The following is a 23,726-nucleotide window of genomic DNA, read 5'->3' as shown; positions in this document are numbered from 1 at the left end:
GTTGATCGAGGTTCTGGCGCTCAGCGCGCCGGAACCGGATCGGGCAGTTCGATCTTGATGTCCAGCACTTCGAGGTTGTCCTGGGTTTCCAGGTGCACCTTGATGTCGTCGGCGTTGATCGACACGTACTTGGAAATCACCGCCACCAGCTCGCGCTGGAGCTCGGGCAGGTAATCGGGGCGCTTCTTGCCGCTGAGGCTGGAGCGCTCGTGAGCGAGGATGATCTGCAGGCGCTCCTTGGCGACGCTCGCAGTCTTCTTCTTCTCACCAAGCAGGAACGAAAGAAACGACATGCCTACTTGCTCCCGAAAATCCGTTTGAAGAAGCCCGGCTTCTCGGCTTCGACGAAGCGCATCGGCTTGTCTTCGCCAAGGAAGCGCGCGACCACGTCGCTGTACGCCTGGGCCACGTCGGTGTCCTTGTCGTGGATGGCGGGCACGCCCTGGTTGGAGGCGTGCAGCACGCTTTCCGACTCGGGGATCACGCCGATCAGCTTGATGCGCAGGATGTCCTGGATGTCTTCCAGCGAGAGCATCTGGCCGCCGGCCACGCGGTTCGGGTTGTAGCGCGTGATCAGCAGGTGCTCCTTGATCGGCTCGCCGCCGTCCTTGGCGCGCTTGGTCTTGCTGCTGAGCATGCCCAGGATGCGGTCCGAGTCGCGCACCGAAGAGACTTCGGGGTTGGTGACGATCAGCGCCTCGTCGGCGAAGTGCATCGCCATCATGGCGCCGGTCTCGATGCCCGCGGGGGAGTCGCAGACGATGTAGTCGAAGTCCATGGCGGCCAGGTCGGTCAGCACCTTCTCCACGCCGTCCTGCGACAGGGCTTCCTTGTCGCGCGTCTGCGAGGCGGCCAGCACGAACAGGTTGTCGCACTGCTTGTCCTTGATGAGCGCCTGGCTCAGGTTGGCCTCGCCCTGGATCACGTTGATGAGGTCGTACACCACGCGGCGTTCGCAGCCCATGATCAGGTCGAGATTGCGCAGGCCCACGTCGAAGTCGATCACGGCCGTCTTCTTGCCGGCGAGCGCAAGGCCCGACGCGAAGCTGGCGCTCGTGGTCGTCTTGCCGACGCCGCCCTTGCCCGAGGTCACCACCACAATTTTGGCCATCGCCATTCCTTCTTGTTTCGATTCAGTTGTCGATTGATGCTCAGCGCTGCCGCGTTCCTGGTTTTTCATCAGGGAATCGCGTCGATCGCTATTTTTTTGCCGTCCAGGCGCACCTGGGCGGGCTTGCCCAGCACGGGCTCGGGCAGCGGCACTTCGTTCGTGCGGTAGATGCCCGCAATGGCCACCAGCTGCGCTTCCATGCAGGTCGAGAAGATCCGCGCCTCGGTGTTCCCGCGCGCGCCGGCAATGGCCTTGCCGCGCAGCGGCGCGTACACATGCACGTTGCCGTCGGCGATGACTTCGGCGCCGAAGCTCACGATGGCCGTCACCACCACGTCGCCGCCACGCGCGTAGATCTGCTGGCCCGAGCGCAGCGGCTTGTCGATCAGCAGCGTGCCGTTGGCCGGCACAGGCAGCTCGCGCACGATCTGCGGGGCCTCCGAAGCCGCAGGCGCCTCGGCGGGCGGGGCCGGCGGGCGGGGCGCGGGGGCCGCGGGCATGGCGGCCACCGACAGGCCGGCTTCACGTGCCGCGGCATGCTGCTCGGGGCTGCCGCCGCGCACGGCGATCGGCTGGGTCTGGTGGCGCGCCAGCAGGCTGCGCAGGGCGGCAAAGTCGATCTCGGGGGCGTCGGTGCCGCCCTCGGCCGCCTGTTCCTGCAGCAGCGAGAGGTCGATCACCACCGGCTCCTGCTCGAAGAAGTCGGGCGAATCCGCCAACTGGGCGTCGAGCGCCTCGGCCAGCACGTCGAGGTCGGCTGTCTTGAGGATCACTGCGATCAGCGGCAGTGTGGCGCTCTTGAATTCGAAAACCGCCTTGGTACGAGCGGCGGAAACATCGGCCATTGGAAAACGTGTGTGAACGTCGGTGCGAAAAGCGTTGGAGTCTAACGGGCGCCGGCCAAAGCCCGGTGACCGGCGCCGCGTTCACTGACCCCGCACAACAGTTATTGCACGAGGTTTCACTTTGTCTGCGCTCAGGCGTTGCGCGAACGGCCCAGCAGGGCGTAGAGGATGATGGCCCCGAAAGTGGCGGTTCCGATGCCGCCGAGCGCGAAGTCGCCGAACTTCAGCGTGAAGTCGCCGGTGCCGATGATCAGCGTGATGGCGGCCACGATCAGGTTCTTGTTCTGCGAGAAATCGACCTTGTTGTCGACCCAGATCTTGGCGCCGGCAATGGCGATCAGGCCGAACACCACGATGCTCACGCCGCCCATCACCGGCAGCGGAATCGCCTGGATCAGCGCGCCGAACTTGGGGCTGAAGCCCAGGATGAGCGCAATGAAGGCCGCCACCACGAACACCGCCGTCGAGTAGATGCGCGTGGCCGCCATCACGCCGATGTTCTCGGCGTAGGTGGTCACGCCGGTGCCGCCCGCGGAACCGCTGATGACTGTGGCAATGCCGTCGCCGATGAAGGCGCGGCCCATGTACGGGTCGAGGTTGCGCCCGGTCATGGCCGTCACGGCCTTCAGGTGGCCGAGGTTTTCCGCCACCAGGATGATCGCCACGGGCGCGATCAGCAGCATCGCGTTGGCCGTGAACACCGGCGCCGTGAAGGTCGGCAGGCCGAACCAGGCCGCGTTGGCGATGCCGCTCAGGTCGACCGGCTTGCCCAGGCCCATGCCGTTGGTGAGCGCGGCGTACACCAGCGTGGCCAGGATCAGGCCGATGAGGATCAAGAGGCGCTGCACCATGCCGCGCGTGAACACCGCCACCAGGCCCACGCACAGGAAGGTCACGGCCTGCATCCACGAGTCGAAGTTGCTGGCCGCCATGTTCTTGATGGGAATGCCCGCCAGGTTCAGCCCGATCACCGCCACCACGGCGCCCGTGACCACGGGCGGCATGAAGCGCTCGATCCAGCCCGTGCCCACGGCCTGCACGATGGCGCCGATCAGGATGTAGACCACCCCGCAGGCCACGATGCCGCCCAGCGCCACCGCGATGTTGGCGTTGGCCCCCTTGCCCGCGTAGCCGCTGGCCGCGATCACCACGCCGATGAAGGCGAAGCTCGAGCCCAGGTAGCTGGGCACCTTGCCGCCCGTCACGAGATAGAAGATGAGCGTGCCGATGCCGCTCATCAGGATCGCGATGTTGGGGTTGAAGCCCATCAGGATCGGCGCCAGCACCGTGGCGCCGAACATGGCGATCACGTGCTGGATGCCCATCGCGCCGGTCTGCAGCCAGGGCAGCCGCTCGTCGGGCGCGATGACGGCGCCGTTGGCCAGTGTGGACACCGGCTTTTCAGTCCAGTTGAACATGTGTTTTCTTCTCCTCGGTTGGTGTGTGTTTGGGGGGTCGACGCGCTCCCTGGGGCGAGATTGTGGTCGATCCACCCCGTGCTGAACACGGGTGCCACCCGCAAGAGGCGTACCAGCGGGAGAAGAAAGAAAAGAAGCGCCCCGGGGGCGCGCCCGCGCTCAGCGCGGCTGCAGCACCGCCATGGTGATGCGCGAGACGCAGGTCAGCTCGCCCGCCTCGTTCGTCAGGTCGATCTGCCAGACCTGCGTGGTGCGCCCGCGGTGCACCGGGCGCGCCGTGCCGATGACCCAGCCGCTGGTGGCCGAGCGGATGTGGTTGGCGTTGATGTCCAGACCCACCGCGCGGTCGCCCTCGGGGGCCGAGTAGTGCGCGCCGCAGGAGCCCAGCGTCTCGGCCAGCACCACCGACACGCCGCCGTGCAGGATGCCGTAGGGCTGGCGGGTGCGCTCGTCCACCGGCACGCGGGCGCGGATGAAGTCGTCGCCCACCTCCAGGAATTCGATGCCCAGGGCGGCCACGGCCGTGCCCACGTGGTTGGCGGTCAGCGATTCGACCGAGATCTCTTTCTTCCAGATACGCATGCAGGGGTCTCCGATACAGGGGGTGCGAGGGCACTATAGCGACGACGGCTGACAACCGCAGTCGCCTTTGCGTGCTACCTTGGCCCGATGACCTTCCCTTCGGTGCGGCGGTGGCTCCTGAGCTCGGCGGCGGTGCTGCTGCTGGGCATCGGCGCGCTGGCGCTCGTGGTGGCCGCGCGCCTGCCCGACGACGAGGAGGTGGCGGCCCGCATCGCCGCTGGTTTCTCGCAGCGCTACGGCGTCGAGCTGACCGTGGGCGGCGCCCACTGGTCGCTGTGGCCGGTGCCCGTGCTGGCGCTGTCCGAGCTGGCGACCGACCAGCCCCAGCCCATCACCCTGCGCCGCGTGAGCGTGCGGCTGCACCTGTGGCCGCTGCTGCTGCGCCGCGAGGTGGCGATCGACGAGATCGCGCTCGAGAGCCTGGTGCTGCCGCGCGCCTCGGTGCGCGCCTTCCGGGACAAAGGCCCCGAGCCGCAGGAAAGCGAGCGCATCGTGCCGCTGCCCGCGCCCTGGACCCTGGCGGCCTTGCCGGTGGAGCGCGTGCGCTGGCGCGACGTGGTCTGGATCGACCGCCGCGACATCGCGCTGGCCTACGACGGCGAGGTGACGTTCGACGACAACTGGCGCCCGCGCGAGCTGCGTCTGGAGCGCGCCGGCGCCGCATCGCCCGTGCGCCTGCGGCTGGACCGCGAGGGCACGGAAGACCGCTGGCGCACCCGCATCGATGCCGGCGGCGGCACGTGGAACGGGCAGGCGCGGCTCGAGGTGCTGCCCGAGGGGCGGGGCTTGCGCGTGTCGGCCGAGCTCGATCCGCGCCAGGTCGACATCGAGGCGCTGGTGCAGGCCTTCGGGCGCCGCTCGGCGGTGGCGGGCAAGGTCTCGGGCCACACCTCGCTGGTGGCCGAGGCCCGCGAGGTGGGCGCGCTGATGCGCGGCCTGCACACGCGCACGACCTTCTCGGTGCAGCCCGCCACGCTGACCCGCCTCGACCTGGCCAAGGCCGTGACCACCGCCGGCATCAGCCGCGGCGGCACCACGGCGCTGGACGAGCTCACGGGCACGCTCGACACCCAGGGCACCGAAGACGGCATCGTGATGCGCTACACGAACCTCAAGGCGCGCTCGGGCGTGCTCACCGCGAGCGGCAACCTGCGGCTGTTCAACCGGCAGATGTCGGGCGAGATGGCGGTGGACCTGGTCGACGGCGTGGTTGGCGTGCCGCTGAAGATCGGCGGCAGCGTGGCCGAGCCCGAGGTGTCGATGACCGGCGGTGCGCTGGCGGGGGCGGCGGTCGGCAGTGCGGTGCTGCCGGGGGTGGGCACGGCGATCGGGGCGCGCGTGGGGCAGCAGGTGGAGAAGCTGTTCGGTGGGGATGAACCGGCGAAGAAGAAGACGCCACCGAAACCCTCTGCATCGCAGCGCTGACTCGCTGGTTGCCGTCGCGTTCAGGGCGCGTGCCCAGGCCACCGGGTACTTCCCTCCGCGAATGTCCCCCGGCCTGCGGCCTCCTCCTTGATTTCGCTGCGGGAAGCACCCAGTGTCCTGGGCACGGGAAGCGGCAGCGGTGTGCGGCCGATCAACGACTGCACTGAACACGCTCACGTCGATGGGGTGCCTTGCGCAGCGAAATTAAGGAGGAGGGCGAAGCCCGGGGGACATTCGCGGAGCAAGGTGCCCCGTCGGCGGGAGCGTCGCCCTGAACAGCGCTTCCAGCCATCAGGAGAACGCCTTGATCACCGCCGGCACCGTCAGCACCGCCGTGTAGTAGCCCATGAACTGCACGCCCGTGTTGAAGCCGATGGCACGCGACAGCAGCCCGCCGAGCAGGCCCATCGTCAGGATCACCAGCAGGCCGAGCAGCTGGCCTTCCCACACGCTGATCACCACGATCAACCCGACGAAGGTCGCGATGATCGCTTCGTGGCTCACCTTGCGCGACACGAACAACGCCGCGCGGCGCGCGAAGTTCATCGTGAAGGGGTAGGCCACCAGCGCCGCGAGCACCACGGCCAGCATGCCGTAGCCCAGGAACTCCCAGTGGTTCAGCAGGTTGTGCAGGTTGTGCGTCTGGCCCGTGGCCGAGTCGATGGTGAACACCGGCGGTGCGTTGAACAGCGGCGCCGCAGGGCCGGCCGCCACGGGGCTCAGCGGCAGGCCGATGGCGATCAGCGGGATCAGCGCTTCGGCGATGTAGGTGGCCTCGGTCACGCCGTTGCGCGCGGCCAGCGTGGTGGTGAGGCGGTGGTACGCATGCTTGATGCGCGAGCCGACCAGCTCGCCCAGCACCACCGTCATCGCCACGGGGCTGAACACGAAGGTGGCGCTGGAGATCGCGGCGGTCGCGAAGGTCCACTTCACCTGGCCGCGGTCGAGCACCTTGAACGGGTTCGGGAAGTAGCCCGACCAGCCCTTCACGTCCGGCGCGAGCGAGAAGGTGCGGACCTTGTCGCGCTTCATGCGCGCACGCGCCGCGGGCGAGATCACCGAGAACAAATCGGCCACCAGTGGCCCGATGGCGATGCCCAGGAAGTAGCTGATGCTGAGCTTCACGCCGTACTTGCCCGTGAGCGCCTGCAGCGCCACGATCACCATCACGAACGGCACCAGCGTGGCCACCGAGGCCCAGCGACCGCTCGAGAAGTAGGCAATGGCCACGGCCGCCACCACGAAGATCCACGGCGCCGCCTTGGTGATGGCCGCGCCGTACGGCGCCAGCAGCACCGCGAACAGCACGGCCAGCGGCACCGCGAGAAAGGCCGCGATGATCGCGCCCGACACCATCTTGCGCAGCGCGATGTGCGGCACGCCCAGGTTGCGCAGCACGTTGGCGTCCTGCAGCAGCGGCGTGGCCATGGTGTCGCCCGGAATGCCCAGCAGCGCCGTGGGCACCGCGTGCGTCATGTGCTTGGCCACGGCGGCCGCCAGGAAGAAGGTGAACACGCCTTCGGGCGGCACGCCCAGCAGCACCACCAGCAAGGTGAGCGGTGCGAGCGTGGTGGTTTCGTCGGTGCCCGAGACGAGGCCGATGGCCGCGAACACGATGGCGCCCACGAGGCCCATGCCGGTGGCGACGAGGATCTGGTTGAAGAGTGCTGCGTCGATCACGAGGCGGCGCCTTCGGCGGCCTTGGCGGCCTGGGGCTTGTACGACGCGAACAGCTCGTAGATCTCGAGCTCCTTCATCTCGCGCACCACCACGGGCGGCAGGTCGTCCACCGAGCCCAGGTCGCCGTGCTCGGCGGCCAGCTCGGCCAGCACCTCTTCGCGCCAGCGCGGATCGGCGGCGGTGCCTTCGACCACTTCGCGCTTGGGCGTGAAGAGCTTCGCGCAGATCACGCCCGAGACCACGCAGCCGCCCAGGCCCGCGAGCATCGCGTAGGCACGCGCCAGTTCGGGCGTGCTCACGACGCTCGCGAGCACGCGGCTCGCCACGAGATAGCCCGTGAGGCTCACCGCGACGCCGATCGCGATCGACCACGCGAGGTGGCCCAGGTCGGCCGTGTCGCCCCATATCTCCACCAGCCGCCAGCGGGCGGGCGTTGCACTGTCTGCGTTCATTCGAGTTGTCTCCGTCTGTGGTTGTGTGACGGCCGCGTGCGCGACCGCCGCGGTGTCGGCCGCGGACCGTGGTGCGGGAGGCTCCCGCGTTGCTTACTTCTTGCGCAGCGCGTCGAGCAGCGCCACGGCGCGGTCGGTGCGCACGTCGTGCTCGGCGGCCATCTGCCTGGCGATGGCGTCGATCTCGTCGCCGGTGGCGCCCGCGACGAGCGCGATGTTGCGGGCGTGCAGCGCCATGTGGCCGCGCTGGATGCCTTCGGTGGCGAGCGCGCGCAAGGCGCCGAGGTTCTGCGCGAGGCCCACGGCCACGGCGACTTCGCCAAGCTCCTGCGCCGACTTCACGTCAAGGATCTTCAATGCGAGCCGTGCGAGCGGGTGCGTCTTCGTCGCTCCGCCCACGAGGCCCACCGGCATCGGCATCTCGATGGTGCCGACCAGCGCGCCGCCCGCGTCCTTCTCCCACGTGGTGAGCGAGGTGTAGCGTCCGCTGCGGCAGGCGTACGCATGCGCGCCGGCTTCCACCGCGCGCCAGTCGTTGCCGGTCGCGACGATCACCGGGTCGATGCCGTTCATGATCCCCTTGTTGTGCGTCGCCGCGCGGTAGGGGTCGATGGCCGCGAAGGTGTACGCATCAATCACGCCTTCGACCACCTCTTCGCCGCTGCGCTCGCGCGTGGCCAGCACGGCGGGCGCGAGCCGCACGCGCGCACGCGCCAGCCGCAGGTCGGCCAGGTTCGACAGGATGCGCAGGCGCACCGTGCCGCCGGTGAGCTTTTCGACCAGCGGCGACACCGCCTCGGCCATCGTGTTGACCGTGTTCGCGCCCATCGCGTCGCGCACGTCGACGATCAGGTGCATCACCACCATCGCGCCGCGCGGCGTGTCGCCGAACACATGCACCTCGATGTCGCGGCAGCCGCCGCCCAGGCCGATCAGCACCTTGTCGCGGCTGTTCGCCACGGCCAGGATCTCGTCGCGCGCACGCAGCAGCGCGAGCCGCGCACCGTACGGGTCGGTGATGCCGATCACCTGCACCTGCGCGCGCATCAGCGGCCCGGTGCTCGAGGCCTCGAAGCCGCCGCCCTCGCGCGCCAGCTTGGCCATGAAGGAGGCGGCGGCCACCACCGAGGGCTCCTCGACCGCCATCGGCACCAGGTAGTCGCGCCCGTTCACGGTGAAGTTGCCGGCCACGCCCAGCGGCAGCTCGAAGGTGCCGATCACGTTCTCGACCATGCCGTTGGCGCGCTCCACGCCCAGCGCGCCGGGTTGGGCGAGCAGCGCAACTTCGTCATCGGTGAGCGCGGCGGCCTGTGCGATGTGGGCCAGGCGTTGGGCGGGCGTGAGTGCGCGGAAATTGGGAATGCGGGAATCGGCGGCCATCGGTGCGTGTCTCTTCGGAAGGTGAATTCGGGAGCAGGCAATTTAGGCCGGCTGTACCGCCCGCGGAAGGCACAGTTTGGCGGGACAGTGCGGACAGTGGTGCGCCGCCACGCCTCGCTGTGTCACAGTCCAAGCCCATGACCACGATCGCCGATTCGCTCGCCGACACCCTCGCGCGCCAGATCGCGAGCGGCGCTTACAAGGCCGGCGACAAGCTGCCCTCGCTGAGAGAACTCGCTCAGCTGCATGGCTATGCCAAGAACACCGTCGTGGCCGCCTTCGAGCTGCTGGTGTCGCGCGGCCTCGTCGAGCCGCGGCGCGGTTCGGGCTACTACGTGCTCGCGCAGGCCACGGCCACGCCCAAGCCCGCCGAGGACGACGCGGGCAGCCTCGGCCGCGCGATGGACATCGTGTGGCTCATGCGCGAGCAGCTCAAGACGCAGCCCGATGCAGTGGCGGTGGGCGACGGCTTTCCGCCCGTCGAATGGCTGGCCGATGTGCGGCTGGACAAGTACCACCCGAAGGTCGTGCGCACGGGGCTCGGTGCGCTGTTCCGCTACGGCAGCCGCTTCGGCTACGCGCCGCTGCGCGACCACCTCGTGCGCAAGCTCGCGGACTTCGGCATCGGCGCCGAGCCGCGGCAGATCGTGCTCACGCACGGCGCCAACGAGGCGATGGACATCGTCATCCGCTACTTCGTGCCGCCCGGCGGCAAGGTGCTGGTGGACGACCCGGGCTACTACCCGCTGTTCGGCAAGCTCAAGCTCGCGGGCGCACAGATGCTCGCGGTGCCGCGCCTGGCCGACGGGCCCGACCTCGAGGTGCTGGAGCAGCTGCTCATCGCCGAGCGGCCGCGCCTGTTCTTTACGCAGTCGCTCGCGCACAACCCCACGGGCTCCGACATCTCGCCGGCCAAGGCCTTTCGCGTGCTGCAGCTGGCGCAGAAGTACGACCTGCTGATCGTCGAGAACGACCCGCTGGCCGACTTCAAGCCGACCGCATTGCCACGGCTCTCGGCGCTCGACCAGCTCGAGCGCACCATCTACATCGGCAGTTTTTCCAAGTCGTTCTCGGCCGCGCTGCGCGTGGGCTTCATCGCTTGCGGCGCCGACCTCGCGAGCGACCTGGCCGACCTGAAGGCGCTGATCCACGTGAGCAGCTCGGAGTACAGCGAGCGCACGGTCGACGTGATCCTGAGCGAGGGCCACTACCAGCGGCACCTCAAGCGCCTGCAGCAGCGGCTGGGCGAGGCCACGCGCGACGCGCTGAAGCTGTTCGACGCCGTGGACGCCGAGGTCTTCGCGCGCAGCCCGCAGTCGCTCTACATCTGGGCCGCGCTGCCCGGCGTGGACGACTCGCTGGCTTTCGCGAAAGAACTGCTGCCGCGCAAGATCGTGATGGCGCCGGGGCGCATCTTCAGCGTCGACTCGACGCAGGTCTCGCGCTGGTCGCGCTTCAACGTGGGTGCCATGGCCGACCCGCGCTTTGCGAAGGCGCTGCGCACCGCCTTGCGGCGGCGCGCTTGAATCAGCCGGTGAAGGTGCCGTGCCGGCCCGCACCGCCGGCAAAGCGCGCGGCGCCGGCTTCGCCTTCGGCCGCGACGATCGGCACGCCCTGCGCGCCTTCGCGGCGCAGCGCCTCGGCCAGCGGCAGGTCCCACTGTTCGAAGGCGGAGCGGCGGTCGGCCAGCATGCACTGCTGCGGAAAGGCGGCGATCTGCCGCGCCAGTTCCTGCGCGGCGGCCAGCGCGCCGCCCGGCGGCGTGGTGCGGTTCACCAGGCCCATCGCCAGCGCCTCGGCGGCGGACACCGGCCGGCCCGTGAGGATCAGGTCGAGCGCACGCCCCATGCCCACGAGGCGCGGCAGCCGCACGGTGCCGCCGTCGATCAGCGGCACGCCCCAGCGGCGGCAGAACACGCCGAACACCGCGTCGTCGTCGGCCACGCGCAGGTCGGCCAGCAGCGCGAGCTCGAGCCCGCCCGCCACCGCGTAGCCGTTCACCGCCGCGATCAGCGGCTTGGACAGCGCCATGCGCGTCGGGCCCATCGGGCCGGCACCGCCGCCGTCGGGGTCGAGCTCGTTGCGGCGCGCCGGATCACCGACCGCGCCCAGGTCGGCGCCCGCGCAGAAATGGCCGCCCGCGCCCGTCAGCACGGCCACGCGCAGCGCGTCGTCGGCCTCGAAGCGTTCGAAGGCCGCGCGCAACGCGGCGGCCACCACGCCGTCCACGGCGTTGCGTTTGTCGGGACGGTTCAGCGTGAGCGTGCAGACGGGGCCGTCCGCTTCGAAGGTCACGCAGGGTGGGGTGGACATGGGCGGCGTCTCCGGGAAGTTGAAATGGCGGGTGGCCCGGCCATCGTAGAAAACATTCCCGGGTTCTCCAACCCCACCGCGTTCAGGTGGCGCGGATCACGTCCGCATCGCCTTCCGCCAGCGCATGCAGCCGCGCCACCTCGGCCGCGCGCCGCATGAGCACGGCGCGCTGGTTGATGTAGCCCTTGTCGGTGATCTCGCCCGCATCGAGGCTCGGCGGTTCGGCCAGCACCAGCGCACAGGCCGGGCACTGCGACGAGCCTGCGCCTTCGTCGCGCAGGGCACGCAGCACCCCGGCGATGCGCGCGGCCAGTGCGTCGGGCGCGAGGGCGGCGCCTTGCGGGCTGGCGAACACCAGCATGCCGATCGCGTCGCGGTCGTGGCCCGTGAGCACGATGTCCTGCACATGCGGCGCCAGCAGCGACACCAGCTTCACGCGCAGCGTGCCCACCGACACCCAGGTGCCGGTCGAGAGCTTGAAGTCTTCCGCCACGCGGCCGTTGAAGATCACGCCCTGCGTCGGGTCGCCGGGGTTCGCAAGAAAGCCGGCGTCGCCGATGCGGTAGTAGCCCTCGGCGTCGAAGGCACTGGCGGTCTCGCGCGGTGCGTCGCGGTAGCCGGGGAACACCGAGACGCCCTTGACGCGCATCTCCAGCTTCTCGCCGTTGGGCACGAACTTCAGTTCCAGCCCCGGCAGCGGCGCGCCGATGCAGCCGGCGCCGTCGAGCTGCCAGTGCGCCGAGGTGATGGCGGGCGAGGTCTCGGTCGCGCCCCACGAGGTGGTGAGCCACAGCGGGCGCGCGGGCCGCACGCGCCGCGCCACGGCTTCGAGGCGCTGCCAGGTCGAGGGCGCGAGCGCCGCCGCCGCGTAGAAGGCCAGGCGCAGCCGCGAGAACACTTCGGCGGCGAGTGCGTCGTCGGCTTCGAGGAACGGCAGCAGCATGTCGAAGCCGCGCGGCACGTTGAACAGCAGCGTGGGTTTCACCTCGCGCAGGTTGCGCACCGTCTTCTCGATGAGGCCCGGCGCGGGCCGACCCTCGTCGATGTAGAGCGCGCCGCCGTGGCACAGCACCATGTGCAGGTTGTGGTTCGCGCCGAAGGTATGGCTCCACGGCAGCCAGTCGACCAGCACCGGTTTTTCTTGCGCGAGGAAGCGCCAGGTCTGCGCCATCATCTGCTGGTTGGCGCACAGCATGCGGTGCGTGTTGATCACCACCTTGGGCTGGCCGGTGGAGCCGGAGGTCAGCAGGTACTTGGCGTGCGTGTCGGGGCCCACGGCGGTGAAGGCCTGCATGACGGCGGGCGTTTCCTTCGCGTCGAGCAGTTGGTCGAAAGCCAGCGCGCCCGGATGCGTGTCGGCGTTGCGGCTGAACACCGTCACGGCCTCGAGGCCGCAGCCGGCGAGCGATGCGCCGTACACCTTCGCGTCGGAAGCGTAGATCAGCCCGGGCTGCAGCGCTTTCAACATGCCGTGCAGCCGCGACGGGTCTTTCGCCATGCGTGAGTAGGCGCTGGACAGCGAGCAGGCCGTGCGGCCGATGTGCATCGTCGCGAGCATCAGCACGGCGTGGTCGATGGCGTTGTCCGAGAGGATCACGACCGGCCGGCCTGGTGGCAGGTCCAGGTCGAGCAGGCCCTGCGCGACGGCACCGACGGCTGCGCGCAGCGCGCGGTAGTCGAGCGTGCGCCAGCCTTCGCCGCTGTCATCGCGTTCGGCAAACGCCAGCGCGTCGGGCGTCTCGCGCGCCCAGCGCTCGATCCATTCGCCGATGCAGCGCGCATACGGCTGCAGCACTGCCGGCGAGCGCAGCACGAACGAGCCGTCGTCGAAGTCGATGCGCACCGTGCGGGGCGGCGCGACCAGGGTGTCGTCGAGAAGGAAGTCGGTCATGTCAATCCAGCGTACCCGTCTCGGCCTTGGCGCGAATCAGGTTCAACAGCAGGGTGTCGCGCGCGGCTTCGAGGTCGGCGGTGTGGCGCGTGCCGAGGGCTTCGTCCACGCCTTGCACCACCTGCTGCTTCAACGCGTCCGTCATCGACGGCGCGCCCAGGTCCTTCCACCAGTCTTCGATCGGACCGCCCAGGTGCGCGAGCAAATGCTCGATGCCGCCCGCACCGCCCGAGAGGTGCAGGTTCATGAACGGCCCCATCACGGCCCAGCGCAGGCCGGGGCCGTGCGCGATGGCGGTGTCGATGTCGGCCACGCTCGCCACGCCTTCGTTGACGAGGTGGAAGGCCTCGCGCCACAGCGCGGCCTGCAGGCGGTTCGCGATGTGGCCTTTCACCTCGCGCTTCACGTGGATCGGCCGCTTGCCGATGGCGGCATAGAAGGCCATCGTGCGGGCGATGGTGTCGGGCGAGGTCTGCTCGCCGCCGATCACTTCCACCAGCGGAATCAGGTGCGGCGGGTTGAACGGATGCCCCAGCACCACGCGCTGCGGGTGCGCGCAGCCCGACTGCACACCGCTGATCGCCAGGCCCGAGGAGCTCGACGCGAGGATGGTCTCGGGCGGCGCGGCGGCGTCCATGCGGCGGAACAGGTCGATCTTGAAATCCATGCGCTCGGGGCCGTTCTCCTGCACGAAGTCGGCCACGGCCACGGCGTCTTCCAGGCTGTCGTGAAAGCGCAGGCGGTCGACCGAGGCGCCCTCGGCGAGGCCGAAGCGTTCCAGCGTCGGCCAGTGCTGCGCCACGGCGGCGCGCAGCCGGTCTTCGGCGCCGGGCGAGGGGTCGGTCGCGTTCACGTCGAGACCGTGCGCGAGGAAGTGCGCGGCCCAGCTCGCGCCGATCACGCCGGTGCCGACGACGGCGACGCGCTTCACGTCGGTGGTGAGGTTCATGCCGATTTCCACCGCGCGCAGCGGCTCTCCGTCTTGGTGGTCCACGCGGCTTCGCCGGGGATGTTCTCGATCACCTTGTAATAGTCCCACGGCTCTTTCGACTCGGCCGGCGCCTTCACCTGCATGAGGTGCATGTCGTGCACCATGAGGCCGTCGTCGCGCAGCCAGCCGCCCTTGACGAACATGTCGTTGAACTTCGTCTTGCGCAGCTGCGCCATCACCTTGTCGGCGTCGTCGCTGCCCGCGGCCTTCACGGCCTGCAGGTACTGCAGCGCGGCCGAGTAGTCGCCGGCATGGAAGGAGGAGGGCATGCGCTTGTGCTTGTCGAAGAAGCGCCGCGCCCAGGCGCGCGACTCGGGGCTCTGGTTCCAGTACCAGCTGTCGGTGAGGTACATGCCCTGCGAGGCCTTCAGGCCCAGCGCGTGCACGTCGTTGATGGTGATGATCATGCCGGCGAGTTTCATGTTCTTGCTGATGCCGAACTCCGCCGCCGACTTGATGGCGTTCACCGTGTCGCCGCCCGCGTTGGCCAGGGCTAGCACCTGCGCCTTCGAGCTCTGCGCCTGCAGCATGAACGACGAGAAGTCGCTCGCGCCCAGCGGGTGCTTGACCGAACCCGCCACCGTGCCGCCGCTGGCCTGCACGGTCTTGGTGGCGTCGCTTTGCAGCGCGGCGCCGAAGGCGTAGTCGGCGGCCACGAAGTACCAGCTCTTGCCGCCGGCCTTGACCACCGCGCTCGCGGTGCCGCGCGCCATGGCCACCGTGTCATAGGCGTAGTGCACGGTGTAGGGCGAGCAGTACTCGTTGGTGAGGCTCGACGCGCCCGAGCCCACCACGAAGTACGGCTTCTTCTTGTCGGCCGCCACGCCGGCCATGGCAATGGCCGCGCCCGAGTTCACGCCGCCGATCAGCATGTCGACCTTGTTCACGTCGAACCATTCGCGCGCCTTGGCGGCGGCAATGTCGGGCTTGTTCTGGTGGTCGGCCGTGACCAGCTCGATCTTCTTGCCATCGATGGCGCCGCCCATGTCGGCGATGGCCATGCGGATCGCCTCGGCGCCGGCGGGGCCGTCGTAGTCGCGGTAGATGCCCGACATGTCGCTGATGAAGCCGATGCGGATCGTGTCGTCGGACACCTGGGCGAAGGCGCCCGATGCGAAGAGGGCGCCGAGCGCGAGGGCCAGTGCGGTGCGAGGGGTGTTCATGTGCGTTGTCTCCGTTCGTTGTTCTTGCCTGTCGTCAACCCAGCGCGAACTCGGGCCGCGGGCCGCCTACGCGCGGCAGGCCCATGATCTGGCGCGCCTCGGCCGGCGTGGCCACTTCCATGTCGAGCTCGCGGATCACGCGCACGATGCGCTCGGTGAGCTGCACGTTGGTGGCGAGTTCGCCGTGGCGGAAGTAGAGGTTGTCTTCCAGCCCCACGCGTGCGTGGCCGCCCAGCAGCAGCGCCGCCACGTTGGCTTCGAGCTGCGACATGCCGATGCCGCTCACGCCGAAGATGGCGCCCTTGGGCAGCGTGTCGACCATCATCTGCAGGTTGCGCGGCGAGTAGGGCATCGCGTTCTGGAAGTTGCGGTGCACGTTCATCACCAGGTTGACGAAGTAGGGCTCGTCGTCATGGCCTTCCTCGATCAGCGTGGTCGTGTCCTGCAGGATGTGCGTGGGGCTGAACACCTCCCACTCGGGCTTGATGCCGCGCGCCTTCATGCCAGCGGCGAGTTCGCGCCCGCGCGTGATGGGCGTGTCCATCAGGATCTGCTTGCCCTCGAAGCTCAGGTTGAGCGTGGTGGCGTCCAGCGTGCACATCTCGGCGCCGGCGTCCATGCCCTTGATGCGCTCTTCCCACGCGATCTCCCAGCGATCACCGGCCAGCGGCTTCACCATGTCGCCGTGCACGCCGCCGCCGGTGGAGTTGTTCAGCACGATGTCGCAGCCGCCCGCGCGGATGCGGCTGTTGATGTCGCGGTACACCTCGGCGTTGCAGGTGGCGCCGTCGTCGGGGCGGCGCGCGTGGATGGCCACCACGCTGGCGCCGGCGTTCCAGCAGCGCAGCACGTCGGCGGCGATCTCGGCGGGCTGGGTGGGGAGGTGGGGGTTCTGCGACTTGTGCGCCATGCCGCCGGTGGGGGCGATGGTCACGATCACTTTGCGCTTCGACATGCTCGGGAACTCCTGGTGTCTTTCATGGGGGCGCGCCATTATTTTTTGTGATGCGTTCGTACTCAGTCATCGCGACGACATTCAGGGGCAGGGTTTACGCGGCGCCAGCCGCTAAAGTCGCCCCTGCGCCGTTGCGCACACAAGGAACCTCTCCATGAAATTTCTGCCCATCGTGCTGGCCGCCGCGGCCGCGTTCACCGCCCTCGGCGCCGCCGCGCAACCCGCCGGCCCCGCCACCTGCGACGCCAAGCGCGAGGCCATCGGCCGCGACATCGAGATGGCCAAGTCCAAGGGCCAGAAGCAGCGGGTTCGCGGGCTCGAAACCGCGTTGGCGGAAGTGAACCGCCATTGCACCGACGCCAAGCTGGCGGCCGAGCACCAGAAGCGCATCCGCGCCCAGGAGCGCAAGGTGGCCGAGCGCGAGCGCGACCTGCGCGCGGCGCAGGAGAAGGGCCGTGCCAGCAAGATCGCGGACCGCGAGAAGAAGCTGCACGAGGCGCAGGCCGAGCTGCAGCAGCTCAAGGGCGCGCAGTAAACAAAAAAGACAGCATGCCCCCGACCAAGCCGGCGATCCCCGCGGCCTCCCTGACCATTCCCCAGCTGCTGCAGGGCTCGGCCTGGTTCCCGCTGCTCGACGTGGGCGCGGGCGAGCGCGTGCTCGACGAGATGCGCGAGGTCGAGGTGGCCGCCGGCGCCGCGCTGTGCCGGCGCGGCGACACGCCGCTGCACTGGTACGGCACGCTCGAAGGGCTGCTCAAGTGGTCGATCACCTCCAGCGACGGCCGCTCGGTCACGCTGGGCGGGCTGTCGGTGGGCAGCTGGTTCGGCGAAGGCACGCTGCTGCGCGCCGTGCCGCGCTCGGCGGACATCATTGCGCTGCGGCCCAGCCGCGTGGCGCAGCTGCCGCTGGAGACCTTCGAGTGGCTGCACCGCACGCAGCGCGGCTTCGATCACTTCCTGCTGCAGCAGATCAACGAGCGGCTGCACTGGTTCATGGGCAGCTACGCCGCGCACCGGCTGCTCGACGCCGACAGCCAGGTGGCGCGCGCGCTGGCCGGCCTGTTCCACCCCTGGCTGCACCCGGGCAGCGAGCCGCACTTGCAGACTTCGCAGGAAGAAATCGCCAACCTGTCGGGCGTGTCGCGCCAGCGCTGCAACGCGGCGCTCAACCGGCTGAAGGAGGCCGGGTTCCTGCACATCGAGTACGGCGGCATCACCGTGACCGACCTCGAAGGCTTGCGCCGCTTCATCCAGGAGTGAACGACGCCCTCTCCCCGAGGGGAGAGGAAGCGCCAGCCGCTCAGCGCTTGTGGTGCGACGCCGCCAGCTCGTACACCGGCGTGTCGATTCCTTCCATGCGCGCCTTCAGCTGCAGCGCCAAAAACTGCGAGTAGTGGCGCGACTGGTGCAGGTTGCCGCCGTGGAACCACAGCTGGGGCACCTGCGTCGGCTTCCACATGTTGCGCAGCTCGCCTTCCCACGGACCCGGGTCCTTCGGCGTGTCGGAGCCCAGGCCCCAGCACTTGCCGACCTGGTCGGCGGTCTCGGGCGAGATCAGGTCGGCCAGCCAGCCGTTCATCGAGCCGTAGCCCGTGGCATACACCAGCAGGTCGGCCGGCAGCTCGGTGCCGTCGGTGAGCGTGACCGAGCGTTCGTTCACGCGCTCGATGTTCACGCCGCTCTTGAGGTGGATGCTGCCGTTGGCCACCAGCTCCGAGGCGCCCACGTCGATGTAGTAGCCCGAGCCGCGCCGCAGGTACTTCATGAACAGGCCCGAACCGTCCACGCCGAAGTCGAGCAGGAAGCCGGCCTTCTCCAGCCGCGCATACAGGTCGGCGTCGCGCTTCTTCATCTCCTCGTACACCGGGATGTGGAAGGTGTGCATGATCTTGTAGGGCACCGAGGCGAAGATGAGGTCGCCCTTGTGGTGGTCGATGCCGCTCTTCACCGCCTGCTCGGAATACAGGCCGCCCAGCGCCAGTTCCATGAGCGACTGCGACGGCGCGATGTGCGTGGACGAGCGCTGCACCATCGTCACGTCGGCACCGTGCTCCCACAGCGCCGCGCAGATGTCGTGCGCCGAGTTGTTCGAGCCCAGCACCACGCACTTCTTGCCCGCGTAGGCCTCGGGCCCCGGGTGCTGGCTGGAGTGGTGCTGGTCGCCCAGGAAGTTCTCGGCGCCCGCCACCTTCGGCACGTTCGGGTAGCCCGACACGCCGAGCGCGAACACCAGCTGCTTCGGGCGCAGCGTCACGGGCTTGCCCTCGCGCTCCACCTGCACCTCCCAGCGCTGCGTGGCCTCGTCGAAGCGCGCCTTGGTCGCGTTGGTGGAACTCCAGTAGTTGAGCTCCATGATCTTCGTGTACATCTCGAGCCAGTCGCCGATCTTGTCCTTGGGCGCGAACACCGGCCAGTCGTCGGGGAAGGGCATGTAGGGCAGGTGGTCGTACCAGACCGGGTCGTGCAGGCACAGCGACTTGTAGCGCTTGCGCCAGGAGTCGCCGGCCTTGGCATTGCGCTCCACGATGATCGTCGGCACGCCCAGCCGCCGCAGCCGCGCCCCCAGCGCGATACCGCCCTGGCCGCCGCCGATGATCACCACCTCGGGCTGCTCGGTGTAGCCCAGCGCGGCCTCTTCGTCGCGGCGCTTCTCGAGCCAGTTCTTGCGGCCCTTGTGCACGCCGTGCTCCGCACCCTTGATGCGGTTGTCGCCGGTCTTTTCCTCGAAGCCCTTCAGCTCGGTCATGGTGGTGAGCAGCGTCCAGGCCTTGCCATTGCGCAAGCGAAGGTGGCCGCGTCCGCGCGCCACGCGCGTCTCGAAGCCGAACCACGCATCGACCACGCCGTCGGCCTCGGTCGCCTCGCCTTCGAGCGCGAAGGCCGTGGGCTGCGTGTCGGCCAGGCGCGCCTGCAGCATCGCGCGGATGGCGCTCGCGCCTTCCTGCGTGCGGATGTTCCAGGTGAAGGCGACGAGGTCGCGCCAGTAGCTGTCGGCCTCGAACAGCGAGACGGCTGCGTCGATGTCGCCGCGTGCGAGCGCGGTGGCGAAGTCGGCCAGCCATTGGGCGGCGGCCCGGGTGGGGCCGGTGGTCGGGTCTGTCATTGCATGTCTCCGTGTGTCGTTGAACGAATCGAACCGCGGCGCGGCAAGGCGCACGCGGGGTTCGTGGCGCAGCTTTCGTGCCGCGTGGGGCACGACGAAGAATCAAGGGGTTGGCGGGGGTTTTGTCGCAAGCGCCTGTCGCTGTCTCACCGAGACTGAGACGATGCATGAGAATTTGAACGAAGTATAAAATTGGACGACGTTCAAATTCAAGGGCCCCGAACCGTGACCGAACCAGACCCCCCAGGCCGCCGCGAGCGCCGCCGCACCCAGACGCTCGACCACGTCGCCGCTACCGCCATGCGCCTGTTCGAAGCCCAGGGCTACGACGCGACGACCATGGAGCAGATCGCGCAGCAGTCCGACGTGGCCAAGGGCACGCTCTACAACCACTTCCCGACCAAGGAAGCGATCCTGGCGCACTGGGTGCACCTCGAACTCGTGGTCGATGCGCAGCGCCTGCACGAGGCCATCGACCCGAAGGAGGGCTTCACCGAGCAGCTCACCGGCCTGCTCGATGCCTCGGCCGACTGGTCCGAGCGCTACCGGGCCTACCTGCTCGACTACTTCCGCTTTCGCTTCCTCAACATCGAGAGCGAACTCGGCGGCGGCGACCGCAGCACGCCGCGCGACCTGTCGGGGCTGTTCGAGGCGCTCATCGCCGCCGCCCAGCAGGCTGGCACGCTGCGCACCGACGTCTCGGCCGCGCACCTCGCGAGCCTGCTGCACCACCTGTACTTCGGCGCGCTGATGCGCTGGCTCACGCTGCCCGGCCTCGTGTTGCGCGACGAGTTCGCGGTGGTGGTCGAGCTCTTCGTCGGCGGCGCGCGCATGGCCCCGAAGCCACCCGCTGCAAGGAGGCGCGCCTCATGAAACTCGCCGTGCTCACTTACGGCACCGAGGGCGACGCCCGCCCGCTCGCTGGGTTGTGCCGCGCGCTGGACGACGCGGGCCATGCGTCGGTGCTGCTGGCGGACGCGACCACGCTCGGCGCGGCCGAACGGCTCGGCGTGCGCGCGCAGGCGCTGGCCGGCGACATCCGGCAGGCGCTCGGCGGCGTCATCGCGCAGGGCGACAAGCCGGCTGCCGCCGCGAAGGCACTGGCGGACATCGCCAATGCCAACGCCACGCCCTGGCTGCGCCAGACCGTCGAGGTCGCGCAGGGCTGCGATGCGATCGTCTGCGCGGGGCTCGCGGCCTTCGTGGGCCTGTCGGCGGCCGAGGCGCTGGGCGTGCCCGCCATCGGCGCGGGCATGTTCCCGCTCACGCCGACGGCCGCCTTCGCCTCGCCCTTCCTGCCGCCCGCTCGCGTGCCGCACTTTTTGAACCGCGCGAGCCATCACCTCGTCAACGGGCTGCTCTGGCGCGCCTTCCGCCCGGCCGTGAACGCCGCGCGCGCCGAGGTCTGCGGCCTGCCGCCGCGCCGCCGCCTGTGGACCACGCACCCCGCGCTCTACGGCTACTCGCCGAGCCTGCTGCCACGCCCCGCCGACTGGCCCGCCAATGCCGCCGTGTGCGGCCAGTGGCTCGCGCCCGCGCCCGACTGGCAGCCGCCGGCGGCGCTGCACGACTTCCTTGCGGCCGGCGAGGCGCCCGTCTACATCGGCTTCGGCAGCATGACGGGCTTCGACAAGGCGCGGCTGCTCGCGGCCCTCGTCGATGGCATGGCCGGCCGGCGCGCGGTGCTGCATCCCGGATGGAGCGGCCTCGAAGTGGGGCAGTTGCCGCCGAATTTCCACGTCATCGGCGACACCCCGCACGACTGGCTGTTTCCGCGGATGGCGCTGGTGGTGCACCACGGCGGCTCGGGCACCAGCCACTCGGCCGCGCGCGCGGGGGTGCCTTCGGTGGTCGTGCCCTTCGCGGGCGACCAGGCGTTCTGGGCGCACCACCTCGCGCAGGCGGGCGTGGCGCCGCCCGCGGTGGCGGGTGCCCGCTTCGGTGCCGACGACCTGGCGCGCGGCATCGCCTTCGCGCACGACCCGCAGGTGCGCGCGCGGGCACGGGCATTGGGCGAACGCATGCGCGCGGAAGACGGCCTGGGCACGGCCGTGCGCGCGATCGCGCAGATCCTGAGGCGTTAACCGCGCTGCGGCGCCACGATGCCGAAGCGCTTCATGTGGCGGTACGCGGTGGCGCGGCTGATGCCGAGCGCTTGCGCGGCCCGCGCCACGTGCCAGCGGTGGCGCTGCAACGCATCGAGCAGACGCGTGGCGTCGGCGGCGCTGTCGTCATCGTCGACCGTGGAAGGCATGGCGTCGCGGTGGTCGAGCGACGGCCGATGCGGCGCCAGGCGCAGCTCCTCGGGCGTGATGCTGGCCCCCGTGCAGAGCGCCAGCGCCAGCCGCAGCACATTGCGCAACTCGCGCAGGTTGCCCGGCCAGTCATGCGCCATCAGCCGCAGCATCGCCGCCTCCGACAGCCGCGCCGCCGAGCCCATCGCCGCCGCCCCTTCATGGAACATCGCCTCGATCAGGTAGCGCCGGTCGCGCCGCGCGCGCAGCGGCGGCAGCTTCAGCACCGCGCCGCACAGGCGGTAGTACAGGTCCTCGCGAAAGCGCCCGGCCGCGACCAGCGCCGACAGGTCGCGGTGCGTGGCCGCCACCACCGCAAGGTCCACGCGCTGCGGCGACTCCGCGCCCAGCGGCAGCACCTCGCCCTCGGACAGCACGCGCAGCAGCCGTGTCTGCAGCGCCATCGGCATGTCGCCGATCTCGTCGAGAAACAGCGTGCCGCGGTCGGCCTGCGCGATCAGCCCTTTCATGCCCTTGGCGCGGCCGCCCGTGAAGCTGCCGGGTGTGTAGCCGAAGAGCTCGCTCTCGATCAGAGAATCGGGAATGGCCGCGCAGTTCACCGCCACGAAGGGCAGCGCCGCACGCCGGCTCGCGCCATGCAGCGCGCGCGCCAGCACCTCCTTGCCGCTGCCGGTCTCGCCCTCGACGAGCACATGGATGCCGCGGTCCACCAGCCGGCGCGCCTGCGCGATCAGCTGCTGCATGGCGGGGTCGTCGTCGCCCGCGATGCGTTCGAGCGGTGGCAAACGGTCCGAAGGTTGGGGCGCCGGCGATGAGGGCGCGGTGACCGGCGAGCGCCGCAGGCGTGGCGCGATCAGCGAGGCGTGGTACTCGCCCCCGCCGGGCAGCAGCACGGTGTGCGCAAACGGCAGGGCCGACGCGCCGCCGTTGCCCAGGCGCCAGATCGCGTCCATCGGCAGGTGCAGCAGGTCCGACACGGCGCCGCCTAACAGTTGCTGGTGTCCCGGGAAGACCTCGCGCGCCCCCCCGTTGGCACCCACCACCGTGCCGCCTTCGTCGAAGGCCAGCATCACTTCGCCCGCCACGTCGACCAGCCCGAAGGCACTGCCCAGCCGCAGGATCCAGTGGCCGCGAAAGTGCCGCAGGAAGTCGGCGTCCTCGATCATCCGCGCGTAGATCGACACCAGGTGCCGCACCAGGTGCTGGCTCTCGCGCGCCTCGGGCGAGCGCAGCGCCGACACGTCGAGGATCGCCGTGAGCTTGCCGCTGTGGTCGAACAGCGGCGCCGTCGTGCAGGTGAGCGCGATGTGCGTGGCGTCGAAGTGCTCGGTCTGGTGGCAGGTCATCGGCTGGCGCTCGATGAGGCAGGTGCCCACGCCGCAGGTGCCGGCGTGTGCCTCGTTCCAGTCGGCGCCCAGGTACAGGCCGGCGCGGCGCAGCTGGTCGTCCCAGGCTGGGTTGCCGATGTAGTCGACCGTGATGCCCTCGGCATCGGTCAGCAGCACCATGTAGCCCAGCTCGGCCACGCGGCGGTAGATGTCTTCCATGCCCGCACGCGCGGCGCGCAGGAAGTGCTCGAGCTGCTGCTGGTGCGCGCGCACCTCCTGCGCCGGCAGGATGCGCGCGGGCGTCGGCCGCGACGGGTCGAGCCCGTGGTCGCGCACGCAGCGCGCCCACGACTTGTGCACCAGGCTCGCCGCCGGATCGGCCCGCAGCGCCGTGCCGGTGGCGATCGAATAGACGTTGTCGATGTGGCGCGATTGCAGGGACGTCATGCGCAGCCTCGTGCGTGGAGTGGGCGCGGCACGGGGAGGGGCTGCGCAGCCGGACATGATTCGGCTGTCGCGCTGTCGCAGGACAGAGGTGAAACCCGGTGGAACGGACGTGTTACTCCCCCTCACATCGAGGGCAATGCGGCCCGATCCGGCGCCATTCCTTCACTGCGGCGGCTTCGCACGCTCGGCCAGCCGCTTGCGGTACTCGGTGGTCGTCAGGCCCGCGAAGCCCCAGTCGTCGGTGTCGATCTCCTCGATCACGATGTGCGTCCATTCCGGCGGCTTCTTCAGCACCCGTTCGAGCGTTTCCGTGAACTCGGCAATGACCTGGGTTTTCTGTTCGCGCGTGACGCCGTCACGGGTGATCTTCAGGTTGATGAAAGGCAT

General features: G+C 69.7%; 22 protein-coding genes. 6 read left to right on the top strand and 16 right to left on the bottom strand.

Going from position 1 to position 23,726, the window contains the following annotated elements; translation table 11 throughout:
* Positions 1-20: 20 nt before the first annotated feature.
* From minE to AC57B8_RS21095, 5 genes are all read right to left on the bottom strand, one after another.
* Positions 21-293 (bottom strand): cell division topological specificity factor MinE, encoded by a 273-nt coding sequence (minE, locus tag AC57B8_RS21115; RefSeq protein WP_056574726.1) that lies wholly within the window; start codon positions 291-293, stop codon positions 21-23.
* A 2-nt stretch (positions 294-295) separates the two neighbouring features.
* Positions 296-1,111, bottom strand: a complete 816-nt coding sequence (gene minD, locus AC57B8_RS21110; protein WP_062481817.1) for a septum site-determining protein MinD — start codon at positions 1,109-1,111, stop codon at positions 296-298.
* A 68-nt stretch (positions 1,112-1,179) separates the two neighbouring features.
* Positions 1,180-1,956, bottom strand: coding sequence for a septum site-determining protein MinC (minC, locus tag AC57B8_RS21105; RefSeq protein WP_307696825.1), 777 nt, complete (start codon positions 1,954-1,956; stop codon positions 1,180-1,182).
* Between the two features lie 131 nt (positions 1,957-2,087).
* On the bottom strand, positions 2,088-3,374 hold the full coding sequence (locus AC57B8_RS21100) for a solute carrier family 23 protein (protein WP_062481812.1): 1,287 nt from the start codon (positions 3,372-3,374) through the stop codon (positions 2,088-2,090).
* A 159-nt stretch (positions 3,375-3,533) separates the two neighbouring features.
* A complete protein-coding gene (locus tag AC57B8_RS21095) occupies positions 3,534-3,956 on the bottom strand; it encodes a hotdog fold thioesterase (RefSeq protein WP_095948453.1) in 423 nt (140 codons plus the stop codon).
* An 87-nt stretch (positions 3,957-4,043) separates the two neighbouring features.
* Here AC57B8_RS21095 and AC57B8_RS21090 point away from each other — a divergent pair, with 87 nt between their 5' ends.
* On the top strand, positions 4,044-5,381 hold the full coding sequence (locus AC57B8_RS21090) for an AsmA family protein (protein WP_496480683.1): 1,338 nt from the start codon (positions 4,044-4,046) through the stop codon (positions 5,379-5,381).
* 291 nt (positions 5,382-5,672) lie between these two features.
* Here AC57B8_RS21090 and AC57B8_RS21085 read toward each other — a convergent pair whose 3' ends face one another.
* The 3 genes from AC57B8_RS21085 to AC57B8_RS21075 form a co-directional block, all read right to left on the bottom strand.
* Positions 5,673-7,016, bottom strand: a complete 1,344-nt coding sequence (locus AC57B8_RS21085; protein ID WP_139140391.1) for a tripartite tricarboxylate transporter permease — start codon at positions 7,014-7,016, stop codon at positions 5,673-5,675.
* 41 nt (positions 7,017-7,057) lie between these two features.
* Positions 7,058-7,513 carry a hypothetical protein gene (locus AC57B8_RS21080; RefSeq protein ID WP_095743059.1) on the bottom strand — a complete coding sequence of 152 codons (456 nt, stop codon included), beginning with the start codon at positions 7,511-7,513 and terminating at the stop codon, positions 7,058-7,060.
* Between the two features lie 93 nt (positions 7,514-7,606).
* Positions 7,607-8,893: a hydroxymethylglutaryl-CoA reductase, degradative gene (locus AC57B8_RS21075; RefSeq protein ID WP_492738672.1), complete on the bottom strand. Its 1,287-nt coding sequence runs from the start codon at positions 8,891-8,893 to the stop codon at positions 7,607-7,609.
* 137 nt (positions 8,894-9,030) lie between these two features.
* Between AC57B8_RS21075 and AC57B8_RS21070 the strand changes: the two genes are divergently transcribed.
* On the top strand, positions 9,031-10,419 hold the full coding sequence (locus AC57B8_RS21070) for an aminotransferase-like domain-containing protein (RefSeq protein WP_062481803.1): 1,389 nt from the start codon (positions 9,031-9,033) through the stop codon (positions 10,417-10,419).
* Between the two features lies 1 nt (position 10,420).
* Here the strand turns inward: AC57B8_RS21070 and AC57B8_RS21065 are convergent, their stop codons facing one another.
* From AC57B8_RS21065 to AC57B8_RS21045, 5 genes are all read right to left on the bottom strand, one after another.
* Positions 10,421-11,206 carry a crotonase/enoyl-CoA hydratase family protein gene (locus AC57B8_RS21065; protein WP_496480682.1) on the bottom strand — a complete coding sequence of 262 codons (786 nt, stop codon included), beginning with the start codon at positions 11,204-11,206 and terminating at the stop codon, positions 10,421-10,423.
* An 82-nt stretch (positions 11,207-11,288) separates the two neighbouring features.
* On the bottom strand, positions 11,289-13,097 hold the full coding sequence (locus AC57B8_RS21060; RefSeq protein WP_496480681.1) for a feruloyl-CoA synthase: 1,809 nt from the start codon (positions 13,095-13,097) through the stop codon (positions 11,289-11,291).
* A 1-nt stretch (position 13,098) separates the two neighbouring features.
* Positions 13,099-14,046 (bottom strand): 3-hydroxyacyl-CoA dehydrogenase NAD-binding domain-containing protein, encoded by a 948-nt coding sequence (locus AC57B8_RS21055; protein ID WP_369630792.1) that lies wholly within the window; start codon positions 14,044-14,046, stop codon positions 13,099-13,101.
* Positions 14,043-15,251, bottom strand: coding sequence for an ABC transporter substrate-binding protein (locus AC57B8_RS21050; RefSeq protein WP_496480680.1), 1,209 nt, complete (start codon positions 15,249-15,251; stop codon positions 14,043-14,045). Before AC57B8_RS21050 ends, AC57B8_RS21055 begins: the two co-directional genes overlap by 4 nt.
* Before the next feature lie 34 nt (positions 15,252-15,285).
* Positions 15,286-16,206, bottom strand: coding sequence for a beta-keto acid cleavage family enzyme (locus AC57B8_RS21045; RefSeq protein ID WP_496480679.1), 921 nt, complete (start codon positions 16,204-16,206; stop codon positions 15,286-15,288).
* Positions 16,207-16,360: 154 nt separating this feature from the next.
* On the opposite strand from AC57B8_RS21045, the gene AC57B8_RS21040 reads away from it, so the two are divergent.
* Both AC57B8_RS21040 and AC57B8_RS21035 read left to right on the top strand, forming a co-directional pair.
* A complete protein-coding gene (locus AC57B8_RS21040) occupies positions 16,361-16,741 on the top strand; it encodes a DUF1090 domain-containing protein (RefSeq protein WP_070061410.1) in 381 nt (126 codons plus the stop codon).
* 14 nt (positions 16,742-16,755) lie between these two features.
* Positions 16,756-17,466 (top strand): Crp/Fnr family transcriptional regulator, encoded by a 711-nt coding sequence (locus AC57B8_RS21035; RefSeq protein ID WP_070061409.1) that lies wholly within the window; start codon positions 16,756-16,758, stop codon positions 17,464-17,466.
* Between the two features lie 40 nt (positions 17,467-17,506).
* Here the strand turns inward: AC57B8_RS21035 and AC57B8_RS21030 are convergent, their stop codons facing one another.
* On the bottom strand, positions 17,507-19,309 hold the full coding sequence (locus AC57B8_RS21030; RefSeq protein ID WP_496480678.1) for an NAD(P)/FAD-dependent oxidoreductase: 1,803 nt from the start codon (positions 19,307-19,309) through the stop codon (positions 17,507-17,509).
* A gap of 225 nt (positions 19,310-19,534) precedes the next feature.
* Between AC57B8_RS21030 and AC57B8_RS21025 the strand changes: the two genes are divergently transcribed.
* Both AC57B8_RS21025 and AC57B8_RS21020 read left to right on the top strand, forming a co-directional pair.
* Positions 19,535-20,182 (top strand): TetR/AcrR family transcriptional regulator, encoded by a 648-nt coding sequence (locus tag AC57B8_RS21025; RefSeq protein ID WP_496480677.1) that lies wholly within the window; start codon positions 19,535-19,537, stop codon positions 20,180-20,182.
* Positions 20,179-21,393 (top strand): glycosyltransferase, encoded by a 1,215-nt coding sequence (locus AC57B8_RS21020; protein ID WP_496480676.1) that lies wholly within the window; start codon positions 20,179-20,181, stop codon positions 21,391-21,393. The genes AC57B8_RS21025 and AC57B8_RS21020 overlap by 4 nt, the downstream gene beginning before the upstream one ends.
* On the opposite strand, the gene AC57B8_RS21015 is transcribed toward AC57B8_RS21020, so the two are convergent.
* On the bottom strand, positions 21,390-23,339 hold the full coding sequence (locus AC57B8_RS21015; protein WP_496480675.1) for a sigma-54-dependent Fis family transcriptional regulator: 1,950 nt from the start codon (positions 23,337-23,339) through the stop codon (positions 21,390-21,392). The genes AC57B8_RS21020 and AC57B8_RS21015 overlap by 4 nt on opposite strands.
* A gap of 162 nt (positions 23,340-23,501) precedes the next feature.
* Positions 23,502-23,726 carry a tautomerase family protein gene (locus AC57B8_RS21010; protein WP_070061404.1) on the bottom strand — a complete coding sequence of 75 codons (225 nt, stop codon included), beginning with the start codon at positions 23,724-23,726 and terminating at the stop codon, positions 23,502-23,504.

This window comes from Variovorax sp. BGA-UO-ETr-C22, from assembly GCF_059567965.1.
Note: the sequence above shows the minus strand (reverse complement) of the source record. Positions and strands in the feature narration are given on the sequence as shown.

Excerpts from the sequence above, each read along its gene's own strand:
- minE (WP_056574726.1), bottom strand. The coding sequence starts at position 293 with ATGTCGTTTCTTTCGTTCCTGCTTGGTGAGAAGAAGAAGACTGCGAGC.
- minD (WP_062481817.1), bottom strand. The coding sequence starts at position 1,111 with ATGGCCAAAATTGTGGTGGTGACCTCGGGCAAGGGCGGCGTCGGCAAG.
- minC (WP_307696825.1), bottom strand. The coding sequence starts at position 1,956 with ATGGCCGATGTTTCCGCCGCTCGTACCAAGGCGGTTTTCGAATTCAAG.
- AC57B8_RS21100 (WP_062481812.1), bottom strand. The coding sequence starts at position 3,374 with ATGTTCAACTGGACTGAAAAGCCGGTGTCCACACTGGCCAACGGCGCC.
- AC57B8_RS21095 (WP_095948453.1), bottom strand. The coding sequence starts at position 3,956 with ATGCGTATCTGGAAGAAAGAGATCTCGGTCGAATCGCTGACCGCCAAC.
- AC57B8_RS21090 (WP_496480683.1), top strand. The coding sequence starts at position 4,044 with ATGACCTTCCCTTCGGTGCGGCGGTGGCTCCTGAGCTCGGCGGCGGTG.
- AC57B8_RS21085 (WP_139140391.1), bottom strand. The coding sequence starts at position 7,016 with ATGGGCCTCGTGGGCGCCATCGTGTTCGCGGCCATCGGCCTCGTCTCG.
- AC57B8_RS21080 (WP_095743059.1), bottom strand. The coding sequence starts at position 7,513 with ATGAACGCAGACAGTGCAACGCCCGCCCGCTGGCGGCTGGTGGAGATA.
- AC57B8_RS21075 (WP_492738672.1), bottom strand. The coding sequence starts at position 8,893 with ATGGCCGCCGATTCCCGCATTCCCAATTTCCGCGCACTCACGCCCGCC.
- AC57B8_RS21070 (WP_062481803.1), top strand. The coding sequence starts at position 9,031 with ATGACCACGATCGCCGATTCGCTCGCCGACACCCTCGCGCGCCAGATC.
- AC57B8_RS21065 (WP_496480682.1), bottom strand. The coding sequence starts at position 11,206 with ATGTCCACCCCACCCTGCGTGACCTTCGAAGCGGACGGCCCCGTCTGC.
- AC57B8_RS21060 (WP_496480681.1), bottom strand. The coding sequence starts at position 13,097 with ATGACCGACTTCCTTCTCGACGACACCCTGGTCGCGCCGCCCCGCACG.
- AC57B8_RS21055 (WP_369630792.1), bottom strand. The coding sequence starts at position 14,046 with ATGAACCTCACCACCGACGTGAAGCGCGTCGCCGTCGTCGGCACCGGC.
- AC57B8_RS21050 (WP_496480680.1), bottom strand. The coding sequence starts at position 15,251 with ATGAACACCCCTCGCACCGCACTGGCCCTCGCGCTCGGCGCCCTCTTC.
- AC57B8_RS21045 (WP_496480679.1), bottom strand. The coding sequence starts at position 16,206 with ATGTCGAAGCGCAAAGTGATCGTGACCATCGCCCCCACCGGCGGCATG.
- AC57B8_RS21040 (WP_070061410.1), top strand. The coding sequence starts at position 16,361 with ATGAAATTTCTGCCCATCGTGCTGGCCGCCGCGGCCGCGTTCACCGCC.
- AC57B8_RS21035 (WP_070061409.1), top strand. The coding sequence starts at position 16,756 with ATGCCCCCGACCAAGCCGGCGATCCCCGCGGCCTCCCTGACCATTCCC.
- AC57B8_RS21030 (WP_496480678.1), bottom strand. The coding sequence starts at position 19,309 with ATGACAGACCCGACCACCGGCCCCACCCGGGCCGCCGCCCAATGGCTG.
- AC57B8_RS21020 (WP_496480676.1), top strand. The coding sequence starts at position 20,179 with ATGAAACTCGCCGTGCTCACTTACGGCACCGAGGGCGACGCCCGCCCG.
- AC57B8_RS21015 (WP_496480675.1), bottom strand. The coding sequence starts at position 23,339 with ATGACGTCCCTGCAATCGCGCCACATCGACAACGTCTATTCGATCGCC.
- AC57B8_RS21010 (WP_070061404.1), bottom strand. The coding sequence starts at position 23,726 with ATGCCTTTCATCAACCTGAAGATCACCCGTGACGGCGTCACGCGCGAA.